Consider the following 16566-nt stretch of genomic DNA (forward strand, 5'->3'; position numbering starts at 1 on the left):
GTAGGGGTCGCTACTGTGGCTCCAGGGCGTTGAGGGCGGCCAGGATGTCGGCGTTCTCCGGGCGAATCTTGTAGTCCACCTCGGTGAAGTTCCAGCGCACCGTCCCGTCCATGTCGATGACGTAGGTCGTGGGGTGCGGGATCTGGCGTCCGCGCCCGTCGTCCTCGTTGAGGAGTCCGTAGCGGTAGATGATCGCGGAGCCCTCATCGGCCAATAGCGGGAAGTCGAGCGCGTAGTCGTAGTCCTCCAGGACGCGGTCGGCCATCATCACGAGTTCTTCGGGCGTGTCGGGCGCGATGGCCAGGAGTTCGGTCCGCTCGCGCTGCTCCGGGGTCAGGAAGTCACGCAGCTCTCCGAGCTGCTTTGCACAGTAGGGTCACCAGTGTCCGCGGTAGAAGAAGAGGACGACGTTCTTCTCTCCGCGGTAGTCCGAAAGGGTGATCGGCTCGCCGGTGCTCGCCAGGGCGGTGAAGTCGGGTGCGGCATCGCCGGTGGCCACTCTCCCGAGGTCCGCAGGCGGCAGGTCGTGTCCGTCCGCGGGGCCGAGCGCGACCTGCGTAGCCTCGGCGGCCTCGGCCGGCGCCTCGTTCTCCATGCCGGCTTCATCCCCCGACGCGCAGCCGACCAGCCCGACGGCAAGAACTCCGCCCCCTGCAAGAAGCCGGAGGTAACGTGCGTCCAACATTCCGTCGCTCCTTTCGAGTGTTCCACCTGCGACCCGAGTCCCCGTCCGCAGGTCCCGCAACGCTATCGATCCGCTGTCCCGGGCGACAGAAGCCTGCGGCGGCTGTCCCGAACCACGCGGGATTCCGCGGTATCCGCGTCGTCTTGCGCCTGCCACCGGGGGCTGGGACTATGCCACGGTTGTCCCGATCGAGGTCACTAGCCGGAGCCTGTACCATGCGTCTCAAGCCCCTCGCCTCCCGACTCGCTCTCCCTCTCGCGCTGCTCTTTCTCGCGACCACGACGGATGTCGTCGCGCAGGAGGGCGCCGACGGTTACCAGACGCCGGCCGCCGAGCTCACCGCGCTGGTCGACGCGCCGGTGACCCCGGGCATCAGCCTCAGCCCGGATGAATCCATGATGCTGCTCACGATGCGGCCCAGCCTGCCTTCCATCGCCGAGGTCTCGGCGCCCGAACTGAGGATCGCCGGCCTGCGCATCAACCCGCGCACCAACGGCCCCAGCCGGGCCCGGCCGTCGAACGGTCTGGCCCTCCGGACGCTGGACGGCGACGAGCGGGCGGTCACGGGCCTCCCCGCGGAGCCTCGCATCCGGAACACGCGCTGGTCGCCGGACGGGAGCATGGTCGCGTTCACTCACGACACCGATTCGGCCGTGCAGGCGTGGGTCCTCGACGTCGCGTCGGCGGCGGCGCGGCGGCTGACCGACCTTGACGCGGTCAACGCGGGCTTCGGCGCCCCGTTCAACTGGTCGCCGGATAGCGACGCCCTCTACCTCATGGCCGCACCGCCCGGCCGCGGCCCGGCACCCGCCGAGCCCATGGTCCCGACGGGGCCGATGATCGAGGAGAGTTCGGGGGAAGCGGCCCCCGCCCGCACCTATCAGGACCTGCTGCAGGACCGTCACGACGAGGCGCTGTACGAGTACTACGCCACGGCGCAGCTGGCCCGCGTCGGCCTCGACGGGTCGACGACCATGCTGGGCGAGCCGGCGATCTTCAGCGGGGCAACGCCCTCTCCGGATGGCCGTCATCTGCTCGTGCAGACGACCCACCGGCCTTTCTCGTACCAGGTTCCGGCCTCCCGCTTCCCGAACGCGATCGAGGTGTGGGATACGGAGGGGAACTCGATCCACCAGGTCGCGGAACTCCCGCTGCAGGACGGCGTCCCGACCTCGTTCGGGTCCGTCGCCACCGGCGTGCGTTCGATCTCGTGGCGCGCCGACGCCGACGCGACCCTCTACTGGGTGGAAGCTCAGGACGGGGGCGACGCCCTGGCCGAGGCCGACATCCGCGACAGGGTCTTCATGCACGCGGCGCCGTTCTCCGGCGAGCCCGCGGAACTCGCGTCCCTCCCCCTCCGCTACGGCGGCGTGATGTGGGCGGAGGAAGGCTTCGCCTTCGTGAGCGAGAACTGGTTCTCCACCCGCCAGCAGCGCACCTACCGAATCGATCCCGACGCCCCCGGCGACATGGAGCTGATCTTCGATCTCCAGACCGAGGACCGGTACAACGACCCCGGCTTCCCCATGTTCACGACCAACGAGCGCGGCCAGGGCGTGCTGAAGACCGCGGACGGTGGGCGCTCGGTCTACCTGGCGGGGCAGGGTGCCTCGCCCGAAGGCAACCGTCCCTTCCTCCGAAAGCGGAACATCGAGACGGGAGAGGAAGAGGAGCTGTTCCGCTCCGACGCGCCGTACTACGAAGGCGTGGTGTCGCTGCTTGAGGACGGGCGGCTGATGACGCGCCGCGAGTCGGTGGACGAGCCGCCGAACTACTTCCTGCGCGATCTCGAGCGGGGCACGATCAACGCGGTGACGGACTTCCCGCACCCGTATCCGCAGTTCGCGGGCATCCGGAAGGAGGCGATCCAGTACGAGCGCGAGGACGGCATCCCGCTCTCCGCCACGCTTTATCTGCCGGCCGACTACGACCAGGAGCGTGACGGGCCGCTCCCCACCTTCGTGTGGGCCTACCCGACCGAGTTCAAGAGCGCCGCGGCGGCCGGGCAGCGCCGCGACTCGCCCCACCAGTTCACGCGGATTCCCTATGGAGGCGCCGTGCCGTACGTGACGCGCGGCTACGCCGTGCTCGACAACGCGTCGATGCCGGTGATCGGCGAGGGAGACGCCGAGCCCAACGACAGCTTCCGCGATCAGTTGGTGGCGAACGCCCAGGCCGCGGTCGAGGAGGGCGTCCGGCGAGGCGTCGTGGACCCGGATCGGGTGGGCGTAGGCGGACACTCCTACGGCGCCTTCATGACCGGCAACCTCCTCGCGCACTCGGACATCTTCCGGGCGGGCGTGGCGCGGAGCGGCGCGTACAACCGGACGCTGACGCCGTTCGGCTTCCAGCGAGAGCAGCGGCTCTTCTGGGAGGATCCGGACCTCTACCTCTACATGTCGCCGTTCATGCACGCCGACAAGGTGAACGAGCCCATCCTCATCATCCACGGAGAGGACGACAACAACTCGGGCACCTTCCCGATCCAGTCCCGGCGCTTCTACGCGGCGCTCAAGGGGCTGGGGGCGACGGCGCGGCTCGTCTTCCTGCCGGCGGAGAGCCACGGCTACGCGGCGCGCGAATCGGTGCTGCACGTCCTGTGGGAGACCGACCGTTGGCTCGAGATGCATGTGAAACCAGCCAAGCCCGTCACCACGACGGACGACGCGGGAAGCTGAGCGCCGCCGCCGAAGTCCCGCTTCTGGTCGAGGCGGAGGGTCCCGTGCGGATCCTCCGCCTCAACCGTCCACACCGTCTCAACGCCGTCAGCCTCCCCATGTACGAGGCGCTGGAGGCCGAACTCGCGAGCATCGGGGCGGACTTCGAGACGCGCGTCGTCATCCTCACGGGGACGGGCCGGGGGTTCTGCTCCGGCGCAGATCTCAAGGCGCACCGCGACCACGAGGCGTCGCTGGCGGAGCGCCACGCCTACATCCACACGAGCCAGCGCGTGTATCGCGCCCTCCAGACGTTGCCGCAGCCGGTGGTCGCGGCCGTGAACGGACACGCGATCGGGGCGGGCTGCGAACTCGCGCTCTCCTGCGACTTCGTGATCGTGGCGGAGGAGGCGAAGCTCCGCATGCCCGAGGTCGCGCTGGGGACGTTCATCGGCGGCGGCACGGCCTACACGCTCAGGCGGCGCGTCGGGCACGCACGCGCGGTCGAACTGATCCTGCTGGGCCGCTACTTCACCCCGGCCGAGGCCCTCTCGTGGGGGCTCGCCAACGAGATGCTCCCGGCGGCCGAAGTGCTACCCGCGGCCCGCGAACTGGCGGCCCGCCTGGCCCGAAACGCGCCCATCTCGATGCGGCTGGCGAAAAACCTCCTCGACCGTGCCGAATCCGTTGACGCCGAGGAGTCGCTGCGCCTCGAAGCCGAGGCGCTCTTCACCTGCATGGCCTCGGAGGACTGGCGCGAGGGCCTCGAGGCCTTCGCCCAGAAGCGCGACCCGGCCTACCGGGGCAAGTAGCCGCACGAAGGATCCCACGCATAGACACGGAGTACAGACCCGTCTACCTTACTCGCGGTAAGGAAACTCTGTTCGGGGGAGCGGCAGCCATGGAAGCGACGATCACGAGCAAGGGTCAGGTTACGCTGCCGAAGCCCATCCGGGACCGGCTCGATCTCAAGGCGGGCGACAGGATCGCTTTCGCGCTGGAGGACGACGGTACCCTCCGGGTGACACCCATCACGGGGTCTGTAATGGAGCTGGCGGGCATGCTCCCGAGACCGGCCGTTGCGCTCAGCGAGGATGAGATGGACGAAGTGATCGCCCGGGCGGTCATTCGCCGAACGCTACGACGTTGATCGGACTGGACACCAACCTCCTGGTGCGCTTCATCACCGGGGACGATCCGGAACTCGCCACCGTGGCCACACGGCTGATCCAGGACCGTTGTACGCCGGAGTCGCCCGGCTACGTGGGCGTGCCCGTGCTCGTCGAATTGGTGTGGGTGTTGAGGCGCGGCTATCGCTACGAGAAGGCCGCCGTCATACAGGCCATCCGCGCGCTTCTGGGTACGGCCGAACTGATCGTGGAAAATGCGGAGGTGGTTCAACTCGCCTTGCGGGACTATGAGTCGGGCACAGCCGATTTCGCCGACTACCTGATCGGGCGCGCCAACCGTGCATGTGGTTGCGCCCGGACCTACACCTTTGATCGTCGGGCGGCGCGCAGCAGCCTGTTCGCGCTCGCGGAGTGACCGCGTAGCCGATCCGCTTACTTGGCGGGTCGCTTCCGGGTCGCGCGGCCTCCGGCCCCCATGGCTTCGAAGTAGCCTTCGAGCCGGGCGAGACGCTCCTTGAGTTCGGCCTCGAGCTTCCCGATGCACATCGTGAGCCGAGTCTCCACTCGCGCCACTTCCGTCCGCGCCGCGGCGATCTCGCTCTCGACAGTGCCAAGGCGCTGCTCGACGGTGCCGAGGCGTTGCTCGACGGTGCCGAGGCGCTGCTCGACTCCCTCCAGCCGCCCCTCCGTCCGGCTGGTTGTCGTCAGCAGCTTCTTGATGTCGCTCCGCATGCCGCGCTGGCCGGGAACGAGTAGCGCGGCCAGGGCGACGGCCGCCGTGATGATGGCGATCATCTCCCCGGTCATGGGCGTGCCTCTGCGGGATTCGGCAAGGTAACTGCTCGCCCCCCGAGCCGTCTGGCGTGATCGAGACGGGTCATTTCGAAATCTCCGTGATCGTCGATCCAACGTAGGGTCTTGGCGTTACACTGCGCGAACGCGTGACGCCGGCGCTTCCGAAACTCAGGATGGCGCGGTCCGTCAACGGAGCCTCATCGGGCTCCGGGACGTTCCGGGAACGTCCCCCTGCCGCCATTGCCGCCCCGCCTGCACGCGCCGCACGTTTGACGGACTCGTCGATCCAGCCCGCGCAGGCAGAGGAGGACAGATGACTTCCGTCCGCAGATCCCCCCGGATGGCCGGGATTCTCGCGCTCGCGACCGTCGGCGCTCTCACATCCGCGCCACCCGCAGCCGCCCAGGACCGGACGATTGCGCTGGTCGGCGGCCAGCTGCTCGACGGCTACGAGGCGAACCCCATCCACCACGCGGCCGTCGTGATCGAGGGGAACCGGATCGTCGCCGTGGGACCCGCGGCCGAGATCGAGATTCCACCCGACGCCGAGGTCATCGACACCCGCGGCAAGACGATGATGCCGGGGATGGTCGATGCGCACGTGCACATCATGATCCTCGGGCACGGGGACTACGCCGACTGGTTCCCCTGGTTCGAGGGGAATGATGACCTCGTCTACGAGACATCGGCGAAGCAACTGCTCATGGCCGGGGTCACCGCGGGCGTGGACCTCTCCGCGCCCATGTCGAGCCTCGCCTTCCGGGACAGGGTGAACCGCAACGAGGTGCCGGGTCCCCGACTGCTCGTGAGCGGACCCTGGGTCACGCGCTATGCCTGGGATTTTCTCCCGGACGAGCTCCGCGTCCTGCACCGCACGCCCGAGGAGGCGGCGGAGCGGACGCGGATGCTGATCGACGCGGGCGTCGACGTCATCAAGACATGGATCGGGACGACCGAGGAGGACATGCGGGCCATCAAGTCCGTGGCGGGTCCGGCCGGCGTTCCCATCCACTGCCATGTCTATGAGGAGGAAGTCGTGTGGGGCGCGATCCGCGGCGGCTGCGATGTACTCCAGCACGCCGGTTCGGGCGGCAGCGTCCCGGCCTATTCGCAGGAACTCGTCGACTACATCGCGATGGAGGGGATCCCGGTCGTCCAGACGATCTCGCACCGGATATGGGTCTACCCCGCCACGCTCGAGTTCCCGGAGCGGCTCTGGGATCCCGACATCATCAACAGCTTCCCGCCGACGATCCGGGAGGAGGTCCTCAGCTCGTACACGAAGGACGACTTCTGGCGGAAGCCCTACTTCCGCGGCACGCCGCGGCAGATCCGCAACAGCGAACGCGCGGCGCGCCAGTTCATCGACGCCGACGCCCTCATGGCCATGGGCACGGACACGGGATCGCCGCTCAACTTCCACTCGGAGTCGGCGTGGCGGGAGGTTTCGGCGCTCGTCGACATGGGGATGACGGAGATCGAGGCGATTTCCGCGGCGACCAAGGTCTCCGCCCAGGTCCTCGGCCTCCGGGAGACCGGCACGATCGAGCCCGGCAAGCTCGCCGACATCATCGTGGTCGACGGAAACCCGCTGTTCGACATCAACGTGCTCGGGTACGTGACGGACGTGATCAAGGACGGGATCATCTACAAGCGGAACGGCGTTCCCGTGTGGGAGATGAACCGCGCGCAGACGAGCACGAGCGGCTCATGATCCGCCGTCTCCCGACCCTCGCGGCCGGGCTCGCGGCCGGGCTGGCGCTCGCCACGTGCACCGTTGTTCCGGAGACGGCGGACGATGCGTCGTCGGCCGGCGCCGGCGGTGCAGCCTTCGACCTCGTCATCGTCGGCGGCACCGTCGTCGACGGGACGGGCGCCGACCGCTTCACCGCCGACCTCGGGATCCGAGACGGCCGCGTGGTCGAGATCGCCCGCGACGGCGGACTGTCGGGACAGGGCGCCGAGGAGATCGATGCGGCCGGCCTCATCGTCTCACCCGGGTTCGTCGATCACCACAACCACGTCCAGAACCAGGTCCACCGGCGGCCGCTGGCCGAGAACTTCATCCGCCAGGGGATCACCACCATCCTCCCGTCCCTTCACAGCGGCGACCAGCCGTGGCCGCTGCGCGAGTACATCGACGACCTCGAGGTCGCGCCCAACATCGGCTTCTTCGCGGGGCACAGCTGGACCCGCAAGCAGGTGATCGGGATGGAGGACCGGGCCCCGACGCCGGAAGAACTGGACGAGATGCGGGACCTCGTGCGCGAGACGATGGAGGACGGCGCGCTCGGCTTCTCGACCGGACTTCTCTACGTCCCCGCCAACTATGCCGAGACCGAGGAGGTCATCGAACTGGCCAAGGTCGCGGCGGACTACGGCGGCATCTACTACACGCACATGCGGGACGAGGCGCGGGGGCTCCTCCCGGCGGTGCGCGAGGCGATCCGGGTCGGCGCCGAGGGTGGGCTTCCCGTCCACATCAACCACTTCAAGGCGATGGGGGTCGATAACTGGGGGAAGACCGTGGAGTCGCTCGCGCTGGTGGACTCCGCGCGGGCCGAGGGGATCGACGTCAAGGTCGACCTCTACCCGTACATGGCGGGAAGTACCGGCTCCAGCGTGCTCTTCCCGCAATGGGTGCTGGCCGGCGGCGTCGATTCGTTCCGGGTGCGCGTGACCGATCCGGCGACGCGAGCGCGGGTGGAGCGGGAGACGGAGGAGTGGATGAACCGGGACTGGACGGGCGGAGATCTGTCACGGATCCAGTTCCGCACCCTGCGCGCCTTCCCCCAATACAACGGGAAGAGGATGTCGGAGCTGGCCGCGGACCGCGGGCTCCCGAACAACGACGCGACCGGGGTCCAGCTCGCGATCGAGTTGCAGTTGGCGGGCGGGTTCAGCGCCATCTACCACTTCATGGATGAGGCGGACGTGGTCCGCATCATGCAGCACCCCCAGGCCATGTTCGAGACGGATGGAGATCCGGTCGGCTACGGGCTCGGGTTCCCGCATCCCCGGAGCTACGGGACGTTCCCGCGCATCCTCGGCCGCTACGTACGCGAGATGGGCGTGCTCACGCTGGAGGAGGCGATCCGAAAGATGACCTCGATGTCGGCCGACGAGATCGGGCAGTCCGAGCGGGGCCGGATCGCGGACGGCATGTGGGCCGACATCACGATCTTCGACGCCGACCGTATCATGGACCAGGCCGACTACGTGGACCCGCACCGCTATTCCGTCGGCATCCACCACGTGATCGTGAACGGTGTCCCCGTGATCCTCGACGGCTCGGTCACGGGCGCCAAGCCGGGCCACGTGCTCAAGGGCCCAGCGCGCCAACTCACCGAGAACCGCTAGCCGAGGCTTGGTTGCCGGTCTTCGCTGGCCACGGCTATCGTTGCGGCTCGCGGCCGGAGCCCCCCTCGCGATTCCCGAGGCTCCGGCGATTCCAGCCGATTCCGCCGCCGCGCCCGACGTGAGCGGCCGCCACCGATCTTCATGACCGACGAAACGAATACGGAACCCAGCGCCGATTCGGGCCATCCGCCCGGTTTGATGGACAAGCTCGTGTCCCTCGCCAAGCGGCGCGGGTTCGTCTTCCAGTCCTCCGAGATCTACGGAGGCGTGGGGTCCGTCTACGACTACGGCCCGCTCGGCATCGAACTCAAGAACCGGATCCAGCAGCTCTGGTGGCGGGAGATGGTGCACCGCTACCCGAACATCGTGGGCATCGACGCGGGCATCCTCATGAACCCCGAGGTATGGGTCGCGAGCGGGCACGTGGGCGCGTTCACGGACCCGCTCGTCGAGTGCCGCAACTGCCACCGCCGCTTCCGGGCCGACGACCTTCCGCAGCTGGAGGCGGGAGATCCCGAGGCGCAGCAGTGTTCGGTGTGCGGGACCACGGGCCAGTGGACGGACCCGCGCCAGTTCAACCTCATGTTCAAGACGTTCATGGGGGTGGTGGAGGACGAGGCCGCGACCGTCTATCTCCGCCCGGAGACCGCGCAGGGGATCTTCGTCAACTTCAGGAACGTGCAGGAATCCGTCCGCCAGAAAGTGCCGTTCGGGATCGCGCAGGTTGGGAAGGCGTTCCGGAACGAGATCACGCCCGGGAACTTCATCTTCCGCACCCGCGAGTTCGAGCAGATGGAGATGCAGTTCTTCGTGGCGCCGGGTACGGAGGACGAGTGGTTCGAGGAGTGGAAGACGCGCCGCATGGCGTGGGTCGAGTCGCTGGGGATCCGCCAGGATCGGCTCCGCTTCCACCGGCACGGGCCTGATGAGCTGGCGCACTACTGCAAGGACGCGTCGGACATCCAGTACCGCTTCCCGTTCGGGTGGCAGGAGTTCGAGGGCATCCACAACCGGACGGACTACGACCTCGGCCGCCATCAGGAGCACTCCGGAAAGAAGCTGGAATACTTCGACCAGCCGGCGAACCGGAAGTACCTGCCGTACGTGATCGAGACGTCGGCCGGACTTAGCCGCACACTGCTCGTCGTGCTGGCGGACGCCTACGATGAGGAGGAAGTCGGAGGCCAGAAGCGGGTCGTGCTGCGGCTCAAGCCGGCGCTCGCGCCCTTCCAGGCGGCGGTCTTCCCGCTGGTGAAGAAGGGCGGGATGCCGGAGATCGCGGAGAAGCTGGCGGGTGAATTGCGGGGCCGGTTCAACGTCTTCTACGACATCGCGGGGTCGATCGGACGGCGGTACCGGAGGCAGGACGAGGCCGGGACGCCGTTCTGTCTGACGATCGACGGCCAGACGCTGGAGGACGAGACGTGTACGGTGCGCGACCGCGATTCGCTCGAACAGATACGGGTGCCGCTGTCGGGCGTCGCGGCCTGGCTGGGGGCGGCGGTCGGCGGCGCCTCTCCCGGCGCCTGACCGGCTAGCAGGGTCATGCCGTTCCGCGTCGAGGAGATCCGGGATCGGGCGCAGCGGCTGCAGAGCGCCGTGGCGCGCGCCCACTACCGACTTCGCAGCGGACTCGAGGAGCGGCCTACGCTGGCTGCGCTGTACCGCGAACACCGGCTGCTCCTCGAGCCCGCAGTGCTTCCGGCCATCCAGCATGAACTCTCCGAGGCGTACGGTGACGAGCGCCAGTGCCTGAAGGCGCTCTTCAACTGGGTGGCCGGACAGCAGATCGAAGCCGAACTGGCGCCGCTCGAGGACGAACTGTGGTCGTGGGAGACCGGGGCGACCGTGTCCGTAGCCGAGCGGGAGATCCCGCTCAGGCGCGTGCCGGACTGGATTATGCGGGCGGATGACCGAGGAGAGCGGCTCGCCTGGGAAGCGGCGCGACACGGCCGGATCGAAGAGGCGGCGGCGCTCCGGCTCGATGTCGTCCACCGGGAGCGGGAGGCCGTCGCCCGGCTCGGTCTGGGCGACTACATAGCGGCCCGCGAACGGTTGGTCGGTCTGGACCTGCGGCAAGTGGGGCGCACCGCGTCGGCGATCCTGCGGGGTACGGACGCGCCCTATCGCGAAGCGTTCGCCGAGGAAACCGACCGCCGGATCGACACAGGCCGCGGGCCGGCGTCCCGCTCCGACGCACTGTGGTTGATGGGGATGCGATGGCTGGGGCGGCCGTTCGAGATCCAGCCGCTGTACCCGCATGTGAGGCGGACCCTGGAAGGCATGGGGCTTCCCCTCGCGCAGGACGGATCCGTGCGGGTGGACTTCGATCGCCGTCCGCTCAAGGACGAACGTTCGTTCACGGCGGCGATGGAAATCCCGGGTGAAGTCGTCCTCGTCGTGTGTCCGCTCGGCGGCTGGCCCGACGCCCGCGCGCTCCTCCACGAACTGGGACGCACGCTGCACCACGCCTACTCGTCTCCCGCGATCCCCTGGGAAGAGCGCGCGCTCGGCGACGACTCGGTGGGTGAGTGCTTCGCGTTGCTGTTCGAGGAGCTTACGCTGAAGCGCGCCTGGATCGAGTCGGCCACCGGGCTGAGCGGGGACGCGCTGACGGAATACGGACCGCTGGCGGGTTTCCTGCGACTGTACCGCCTGCGCCGCGAGGCGGCGCGGCTCCTGTGGGAACTCGAACTGGCGAGCGCCGAGCGGCCGGGCCAACTGGCGGATCGCTACGCCGAACTGATGAGCGATGCGACCGGATTCGCGCACCACCCCGTTACGTACCTCACGGATCACCTGAGGGGATTCCGCTCGGCGCGGCGCCTGCGCGGCTGGATGCTGAGCGCGATCGTGCTCGACCGTCTGGAGAAGCGCTTCGGAGGGGAATGGTACCGCAACCCGGCGGCCGGGCAGTTCATGACCGAGATCCTCTCGGCCGGGCAGCGGGAGAACGCCGCGCAACTCGCGACCCAGCTCGGCGCAGACGGTCTCACGGCCGGCCCGCTCCTGGCGCGTGTAGAGCGCTGGCGGCGAGCGTGACGCGCCGGCTCGGCCTGCCCGGCGGGTTCGCGCTCGGCGCGCTCGCGGGTGCGGCCGGCGCGGCGTACTGGTGGACCATGACGCGCCGGAACGCGGCGCTCGTCCGGCCGCCCGTCCGCGACCTTTCCGGCGAAGCGCTGCCCAACGGCACGATCGAATACTCGGATGGCGAGTCCGTGGAGTACGTCGACGTCGGATCCGGCGATGTGCTCGTCTGGATCCCGGGCGCCGACGGACCGAAGGAGACGTTCCGGTACCAGCTGCCGCATTTCGCCCGCGGTCATCGCGTGGTCTGCGCCGATCTGCGCCGGAAGTTCGACGCCGACGCGGGGTTCGACCGCCTGGTCGACGATGTGGCCGAGCTGGTCGAGGCTCGCAATCTCGACCGCTTCGTCCTCATCGGAACGAGCCTCGGAAGCGCAATCTCGCTGCGCTTTGCGAGCAGGTTTCCGGAACGGCTTCGGGGGCTCGTTCTCTGCAATCCCGTCGCGCGTGTCTCCTACGATCACGTCGGACTCAACCGGGCCGTGCTGACCCCGCTCGCCATGGCCACGACGCGATACCTCCCGACGAATCTGGCCCGCGAGCTGGCGCGAAGCTGGAGTCGCCTCGGCGTGTGGATCTTCGACGACTCGCCGGGCCGCGACGCCCTCATCGAGTACGCCCTCTTCACCGGGCCGCGGACCGTACCCCCCAGCGTCTCCGATCGCCGAGTCGGCCGCCTGCGGAAGTTTGACATCCTGACCGACCTGAGCGGGATCACGGCGCCCGCGCTCGTGGTGAAGGGTCCACACGACGTGTATTGTCCGGTGGAGTGGGCGCGGGAGATCGTGGAATTGCTGCCCGACGCCGAGTACGTCCCCATCCCCGGCACCGGGCACTGCTCCCATATCTCACGGCCCAGCGCGTTCAACGAGACGCTGGAAAGCTGGCTGCGGAAGCTCGCCGAGGCACAGGGGACACCGAAACCCGACCACCCAGACGAATCGGACGGAGGCGACGCATGACGAAACCCGTCTTCAGTTCCCGGGCCGCGATGATGCTGGCCATGCTCGGGATGGCGGTCGGAACCGGCAACATCTGGCGCTTCCCGCGCATCGCCGCGTCCAACGGGGGCGGCACCTTCCTCGTCGCCTGGGTCGTCTTCCTCCTCCTCTGGTCCGTGCCGCTGATCCTCACCGAGTTCGCAGTCGGGAAGGAGGCCCGCTCCGGGCCGATCGGGGCCTTCGCGAGGCTGGCGGGCAGGAAATACAGCTGGATGGGCGCGTGGATCGCCTTCGTCGCGACCGCGATCATGTTCTACTACACGGTCGTGATGGGATGGACTCTGCGCTATCTGTTCGGCGCCGTGACGGGGACCGTCCCCACCGCCGCCTGCGAGCCCGGCGCGGTGGGTTGCGTGGGGCCCCAGGAGTTCTGGGACGGCTTCATCGGATCGCCGTGGCCCATCCTCACGCACGCCCTCGCGATCGGGCTGGCGGTGATCGTCGTGCTGCGCGGCGTGCGCGGGATCGAGCGGGCCGCCCGTTTCCTCATCCCGAGCCTCCTCCTGCTCGTCGTGGCGCTGGCGATCCGGGCGGTCACGCTGCCGGGGGCGAGCGCGGGTCTTGCCTTCCTCTTCACCCCTGACTGGGGGAGGCTGGGCGAGGCCTCGATCTGGCTCGAGGCCCTCACGCAGAACGCGTGGGACACCGGCGCGGGCTGGGGGTTGATCACGGTCTACGCGATCTACATGAGGAAGCGGGAAGACACGACGCTCAACGCGTTCATGCTCGGATTCGGCAACAACTCGGTGTCGCTGCTGGCCGGGATCATGGTGCTGTGCACGGTGTTCGCGATCCTGCCGGGCGCGGCCGACCAGATCGTGGGGGCCGGGAACGAGGGACTGACCTTCATCTGGGTCCCGCAGTTGTTCGGGCGCATGCCGGGCGGCTCCGTGTTCATGATCCTCTTCTTCCTCGCGCTCGTGTTCGCGGCCTGGAGCAGCCTCATCGCGATGATCGAATTGCCCACCCGGGTTCTCACCGATGCCGGGATGGCGCGGCGAAGGGCCGTGCTGACGGTCGGTGGCCTCGGCTTCGTGCTCGGGCTCCCGTCGGCGATCTGGATCGAGGTCTTCCGCAACCAGGACTGGGTATGGGGCGTCGGGCTGATGCTGAGCGGCCTCTTCTTCTCGATCATGGTCATGCGGCACGGCGTCGACCGCTTCCGCACGCAGTTCGTCAACAGCGAGGGCAGCGATCTCGTGATCGGGAAGTGGTGGAACGTCGTCATTCGACTCGTTGCCGTGCAGGCGGTCGTGATCACGGGCTGGTGGCTGTGGCAGGCCGTCGACCTGAACGACCTGGCCGGATCCTTCACGCCGATCTCCGAGTTCAACGTCGGGACGGTCCTCGTCCAGTGGGCCCTCGCGATCGCCGCCTTTCTGGGCCTCAATCGCTGGCTGGCCGCGAACGCGACGGGTCTAACGGCGTCGGCTGAAGACGGCTGACCCCGGCCCGCCGTGACGGTCTCTGCCGCGGACTACCGGGGCGCGCTGGCGAACCTGGCCGGCGGGGTCGTCGTCGTGACGACCTCGGACGGGAACGGGCGGCCGAGGGGGATGACGGCGACGGCAGTGTGCTCCGTGTCGATCGAACCTCCGCTCGTCATGGCGTGCGTGCATCACGAGGCGGCGACCCACCGCGCGATCCACGACTCCGGCGCCTTCGCGCTCAACCTGCTCCCGGAGCGCTCGGAAGCCCTCGCGCGGCGATTCGCCTCGAGCCGGCCCGGCAAGTTCGAGGGCCTGCGCACGACTCCCGGGGAGACGAGCGCGCCGATCCTCGCGGACGCCATGGCGTACTGCGACTGCACGGTGGAGAGGGCGGTGGACGCCGGCGACCACACGATCTACATCGGACGGGTCGTCGGGGTCGCGTACCGGGAGGACGAGGACTGTCCGCCGCTCCTCTACTTCCGGGGCGGCTACCGTTCGATCGCGCCTTGAACTTCCGGCGCTTCCAGGCGGCGGCGCGCCGGATGTGGAACGAGATCCCCGAGGAGGCGCGCGAGGGGGTCGACGGGCTGACCATCGAGACGGAGGCCATCGCCCACCCCGAGTTCGACTGGGTGTACACGATGGGCGAGTGTCTGACGGAGACGTGGCCGAGCGGCGCCGGCGGTGACGGAGACGTGCGTTCGGAACTCGTCCTCTACCACGGTTCCTTCCGGGCCCTGGCGGATCAGGATCCCGACTTCGACTGGGAGGGCGAGCTGTGGGAGACGATCCTGCACGAGTTGCTCCACCACCGGGAATCCGCCGCGGGGGAGATGGGGCTGGATGAGGTGGACTGGGCGCAGGAGCACAACCTCCGCCGGGTGGCCGGGGAGCCGTTCGATCCGGAGTTCTACCGGGCGGTGCCGGCCGGCCCGGACGGCGTCGTAAGGCTGGAATCGGAGCTGTTCGTGGAATCGAACGTTGCGGAACGCGCGGTGGAAGCCGTCTTCGCGTGGCGCGGGCGGCGTTACGCGGTGGAAGTGCCGGCCTCCGCGGCCCGCGCGTTCGTGGAGGTGACGAACCTGGCGGGAGGGCGCCTGTGCGTGGCCGTGCGCCGACACCGTCCGTGGTGGCGTTTCGGATCGCGCGCCGGCCGCCAGCCCGTGCAGCTCTCCAGCCCGGCGCGCCCCGCGCCCGCGAAGGGCGGCTGAGTGTTGCCGCTCTTCGGCAGCTTCCGGATCGGACGGTGGTTCGGATTCCCCATCCGGATCGACTACTCGTGGTTCCCCGTCGCGGCCCTCGTGATCTGGACCTTCAGCACGCGCGAGTTCCCGCGTGCACTGCCCTTCTACCCCTCGTCCGCGTACCTGGCGATGGGCACGGCGGCGGCGCTCCTCTTCTTCCTCTCGGTGCTGCTGCACGAACTCGGGCACGCGCTCGCCGGCCGGATGCGGGGCGTGACGGTCGAGCACATCACGCTGTTCATCTTCGGCGGCATCGCGCAGGCCCGCGACGAGCCCCGCCGTCCGCTGGACGAGTTCCTCCTCACCGCGGCGGGCCCGCTCACGAGTCTGGCGCTGGCCGGCCTCTTCCACGCGGCCCGGCTGGCCGCGGAAGCCTGGTACGCTTCGCCGCCCGTCATCACGGTGCTCGGCTTCCTCGCCCTGCTCAACTTCGTCCTCGCGGTCTTCAACATGATCCCCGGCTTCCCGCTCGACGGGGGGCGCATCTTCCGCTCGATCGTGTGGGCCGTGACGGGAGATCTCCTGCGCGCGACCCGCTGGGCCACGCGCGGCGGCCGGCTGTTCGGCGCCGCGCTCATCGCTCTCGGGTTGTTCAACCTGAGCCGGGGACAGTTCATTTCGGGCCTCTGGGCCGCGTTCATCGGCTGGTTCGTCGTCAACGCCGCGGCCTCGAGCCTGCGGCACTTCGAACTCCGCCACCTGATGCGCCAGATCCCCGTGGCGGCGGTCATGAGCCCCCGCCCGTGCGCCATCGAGGCGGGCCTGTCCGTGGAGCGCGCGATCTCCGACTTCTTCCTGCGGGGGCGGCAGGAGGCTTACCCGGTGGAACGCGACGGCGGCCTGATCGGGGTCGTCGACGTGCGGGCGGTGTCGGAGGTGCCGGCGAACCTTCGCGCCGGGACGCCGGTGTCCGCGGTCACGAGACCCGCGGAGGAGTTCCCCGTGGCCCAGCCCGACGAGTCTCTGGTGGACGCGCTCTTCCGGGCGCGAGCGGGTGCCTCGAGTCTGCTCGTGATCCGGGATGGATTCGTCGTCGGTGCGCTGGACCCCCGCGAGGTCGTGACGCGGGTGCGCCGGATGCAGCGGCTGGGCCTCGTGTCGCCCGACCAGGTCGCCGCGCCGGAAGGCCCCGACGGAGAGGGGGTCCGGACGCCCCCCGCGAAGAGCGCCTGAC

The 16566-nt window shown here is 69.0% G+C and carries 15 protein-coding genes; 13 read left to right on the forward strand and 2 right to left on the reverse strand.

Annotated elements, in window-relative coordinates; all coding sequences use genetic code 11:
• Positions 1-10: 10 nt before the first annotated feature.
• Complete coding sequence (locus tag ACOOHF_RS07275) at positions 11-685, reverse strand: peroxiredoxin family protein (RefSeq protein WP_420463997.1); 675 nt, start codon at positions 683-685, stop codon at positions 11-13.
• A gap of 215 nt (positions 686-900) precedes the next feature.
• On the opposite strand from ACOOHF_RS07275, the gene ACOOHF_RS07280 reads away from it, so the two are divergent.
• The 4 genes from ACOOHF_RS07280 (at position 901) to ACOOHF_RS07295 (ending at position 4887) form a co-directional block, all read left to right on the forward strand.
• A complete protein-coding gene (locus ACOOHF_RS07280) occupies positions 901-3363 on the forward strand; it encodes a S9 family peptidase (protein WP_420463998.1) in 2463 nt (820 codons plus the stop codon).
• A 44-nt stretch (positions 3364-3407) separates the two neighbouring features.
• Complete coding sequence (locus ACOOHF_RS07285) at positions 3408-4154, forward strand: enoyl-CoA hydratase/isomerase family protein (RefSeq protein WP_420463999.1); 747 nt, start codon at positions 3408-3410, stop codon at positions 4152-4154.
• 89 nt (positions 4155-4243) lie between these two features.
• A complete protein-coding gene (locus ACOOHF_RS07290) occupies positions 4244-4492 on the forward strand; it encodes an AbrB/MazE/SpoVT family DNA-binding domain-containing protein (protein WP_419934349.1) in 249 nt (82 codons plus the stop codon).
• Entirely contained in the window at positions 4489-4887 is a 399-nt protein-coding gene (locus tag ACOOHF_RS07295) for a PIN domain-containing protein (protein WP_419934350.1), read from the forward strand. Before ACOOHF_RS07290 ends, ACOOHF_RS07295 begins: the two co-directional genes overlap by 4 nt.
• 17 nt (positions 4888-4904) lie before the next feature.
• Here ACOOHF_RS07295 and ACOOHF_RS07300 read toward each other — a convergent pair whose 3' ends face one another.
• Positions 4905-5279: a hypothetical protein gene (locus tag ACOOHF_RS07300; protein ID WP_420464000.1), complete on the reverse strand. Its 375-nt coding sequence runs from the start codon at positions 5277-5279 to the stop codon at positions 4905-4907.
• A 301-nt stretch (positions 5280-5580) separates the two neighbouring features.
• Here ACOOHF_RS07300 and ACOOHF_RS07305 point away from each other — a divergent pair, with 301 nt between their 5' ends.
• From ACOOHF_RS07305 to ACOOHF_RS07345, 9 genes are all read left to right on the forward strand, one after another.
• Positions 5581-6981 carry an amidohydrolase family protein gene (locus tag ACOOHF_RS07305; protein WP_420464001.1) on the forward strand — a complete coding sequence of 467 codons (1401 nt, stop codon included), beginning with the start codon at positions 5581-5583 and terminating at the stop codon, positions 6979-6981.
• Entirely contained in the window at positions 6978-8627 is a 1650-nt protein-coding gene (locus tag ACOOHF_RS07310) for an N-acyl-D-amino-acid deacylase family protein (RefSeq protein ID WP_420464002.1), read from the forward strand. Before ACOOHF_RS07305 ends, ACOOHF_RS07310 begins: the two co-directional genes overlap by 4 nt.
• Positions 8628-8768: 141 nt before the next feature.
• Positions 8769-10157, forward strand: a complete 1389-nt coding sequence (locus ACOOHF_RS07315; RefSeq protein WP_420464003.1) for a glycine--tRNA ligase — start codon at positions 8769-8771, stop codon at positions 10155-10157.
• Positions 10158-10172: 15 nt separating this feature from the next.
• Complete coding sequence (locus tag ACOOHF_RS07320; RefSeq protein ID WP_420464004.1) at positions 10173-11669, forward strand: hypothetical protein; 1497 nt, start codon at positions 10173-10175, stop codon at positions 11667-11669.
• Positions 11666-12676, forward strand: a complete 1011-nt coding sequence (locus ACOOHF_RS07325; protein WP_420464005.1) for an alpha/beta fold hydrolase — start codon at positions 11666-11668, stop codon at positions 12674-12676. Before ACOOHF_RS07320 ends, ACOOHF_RS07325 begins: the two co-directional genes overlap by 4 nt.
• Positions 12673-14160 carry a sodium-dependent transporter gene (locus tag ACOOHF_RS07330; RefSeq protein ID WP_420464006.1) on the forward strand — a complete coding sequence of 496 codons (1488 nt, stop codon included), beginning with the start codon at positions 12673-12675 and terminating at the stop codon, positions 14158-14160. The genes ACOOHF_RS07325 and ACOOHF_RS07330 overlap by 4 nt, the downstream gene beginning before the upstream one ends.
• Before the next feature lie 12 nt (positions 14161-14172).
• Positions 14173-14658: a flavin reductase family protein gene (locus ACOOHF_RS07335; protein ID WP_420464007.1), complete on the forward strand. Its 486-nt coding sequence runs from the start codon at positions 14173-14175 to the stop codon at positions 14656-14658.
• On the forward strand, positions 14655-15359 hold the full coding sequence (locus tag ACOOHF_RS07340; RefSeq protein ID WP_420464008.1) for a hypothetical protein: 705 nt from the start codon (positions 14655-14657) through the stop codon (positions 15357-15359). Before ACOOHF_RS07335 ends, ACOOHF_RS07340 begins: the two co-directional genes overlap by 4 nt.
• Complete coding sequence (locus ACOOHF_RS07345) at positions 15360-16565, forward strand: M50 family metallopeptidase (protein WP_420464009.1); 1206 nt, start codon at positions 15360-15362, stop codon at positions 16563-16565.
• Position 16566 lies beyond the last annotated feature (1 nt).

Origin of the sequence: Candidatus Palauibacter sp., from assembly GCF_965216145.1 — a bacterium.
Lineage (GTDB): Bacteria > Gemmatimonadota > Gemmatimonadetes > Palauibacterales > Palauibacteraceae > Palauibacter.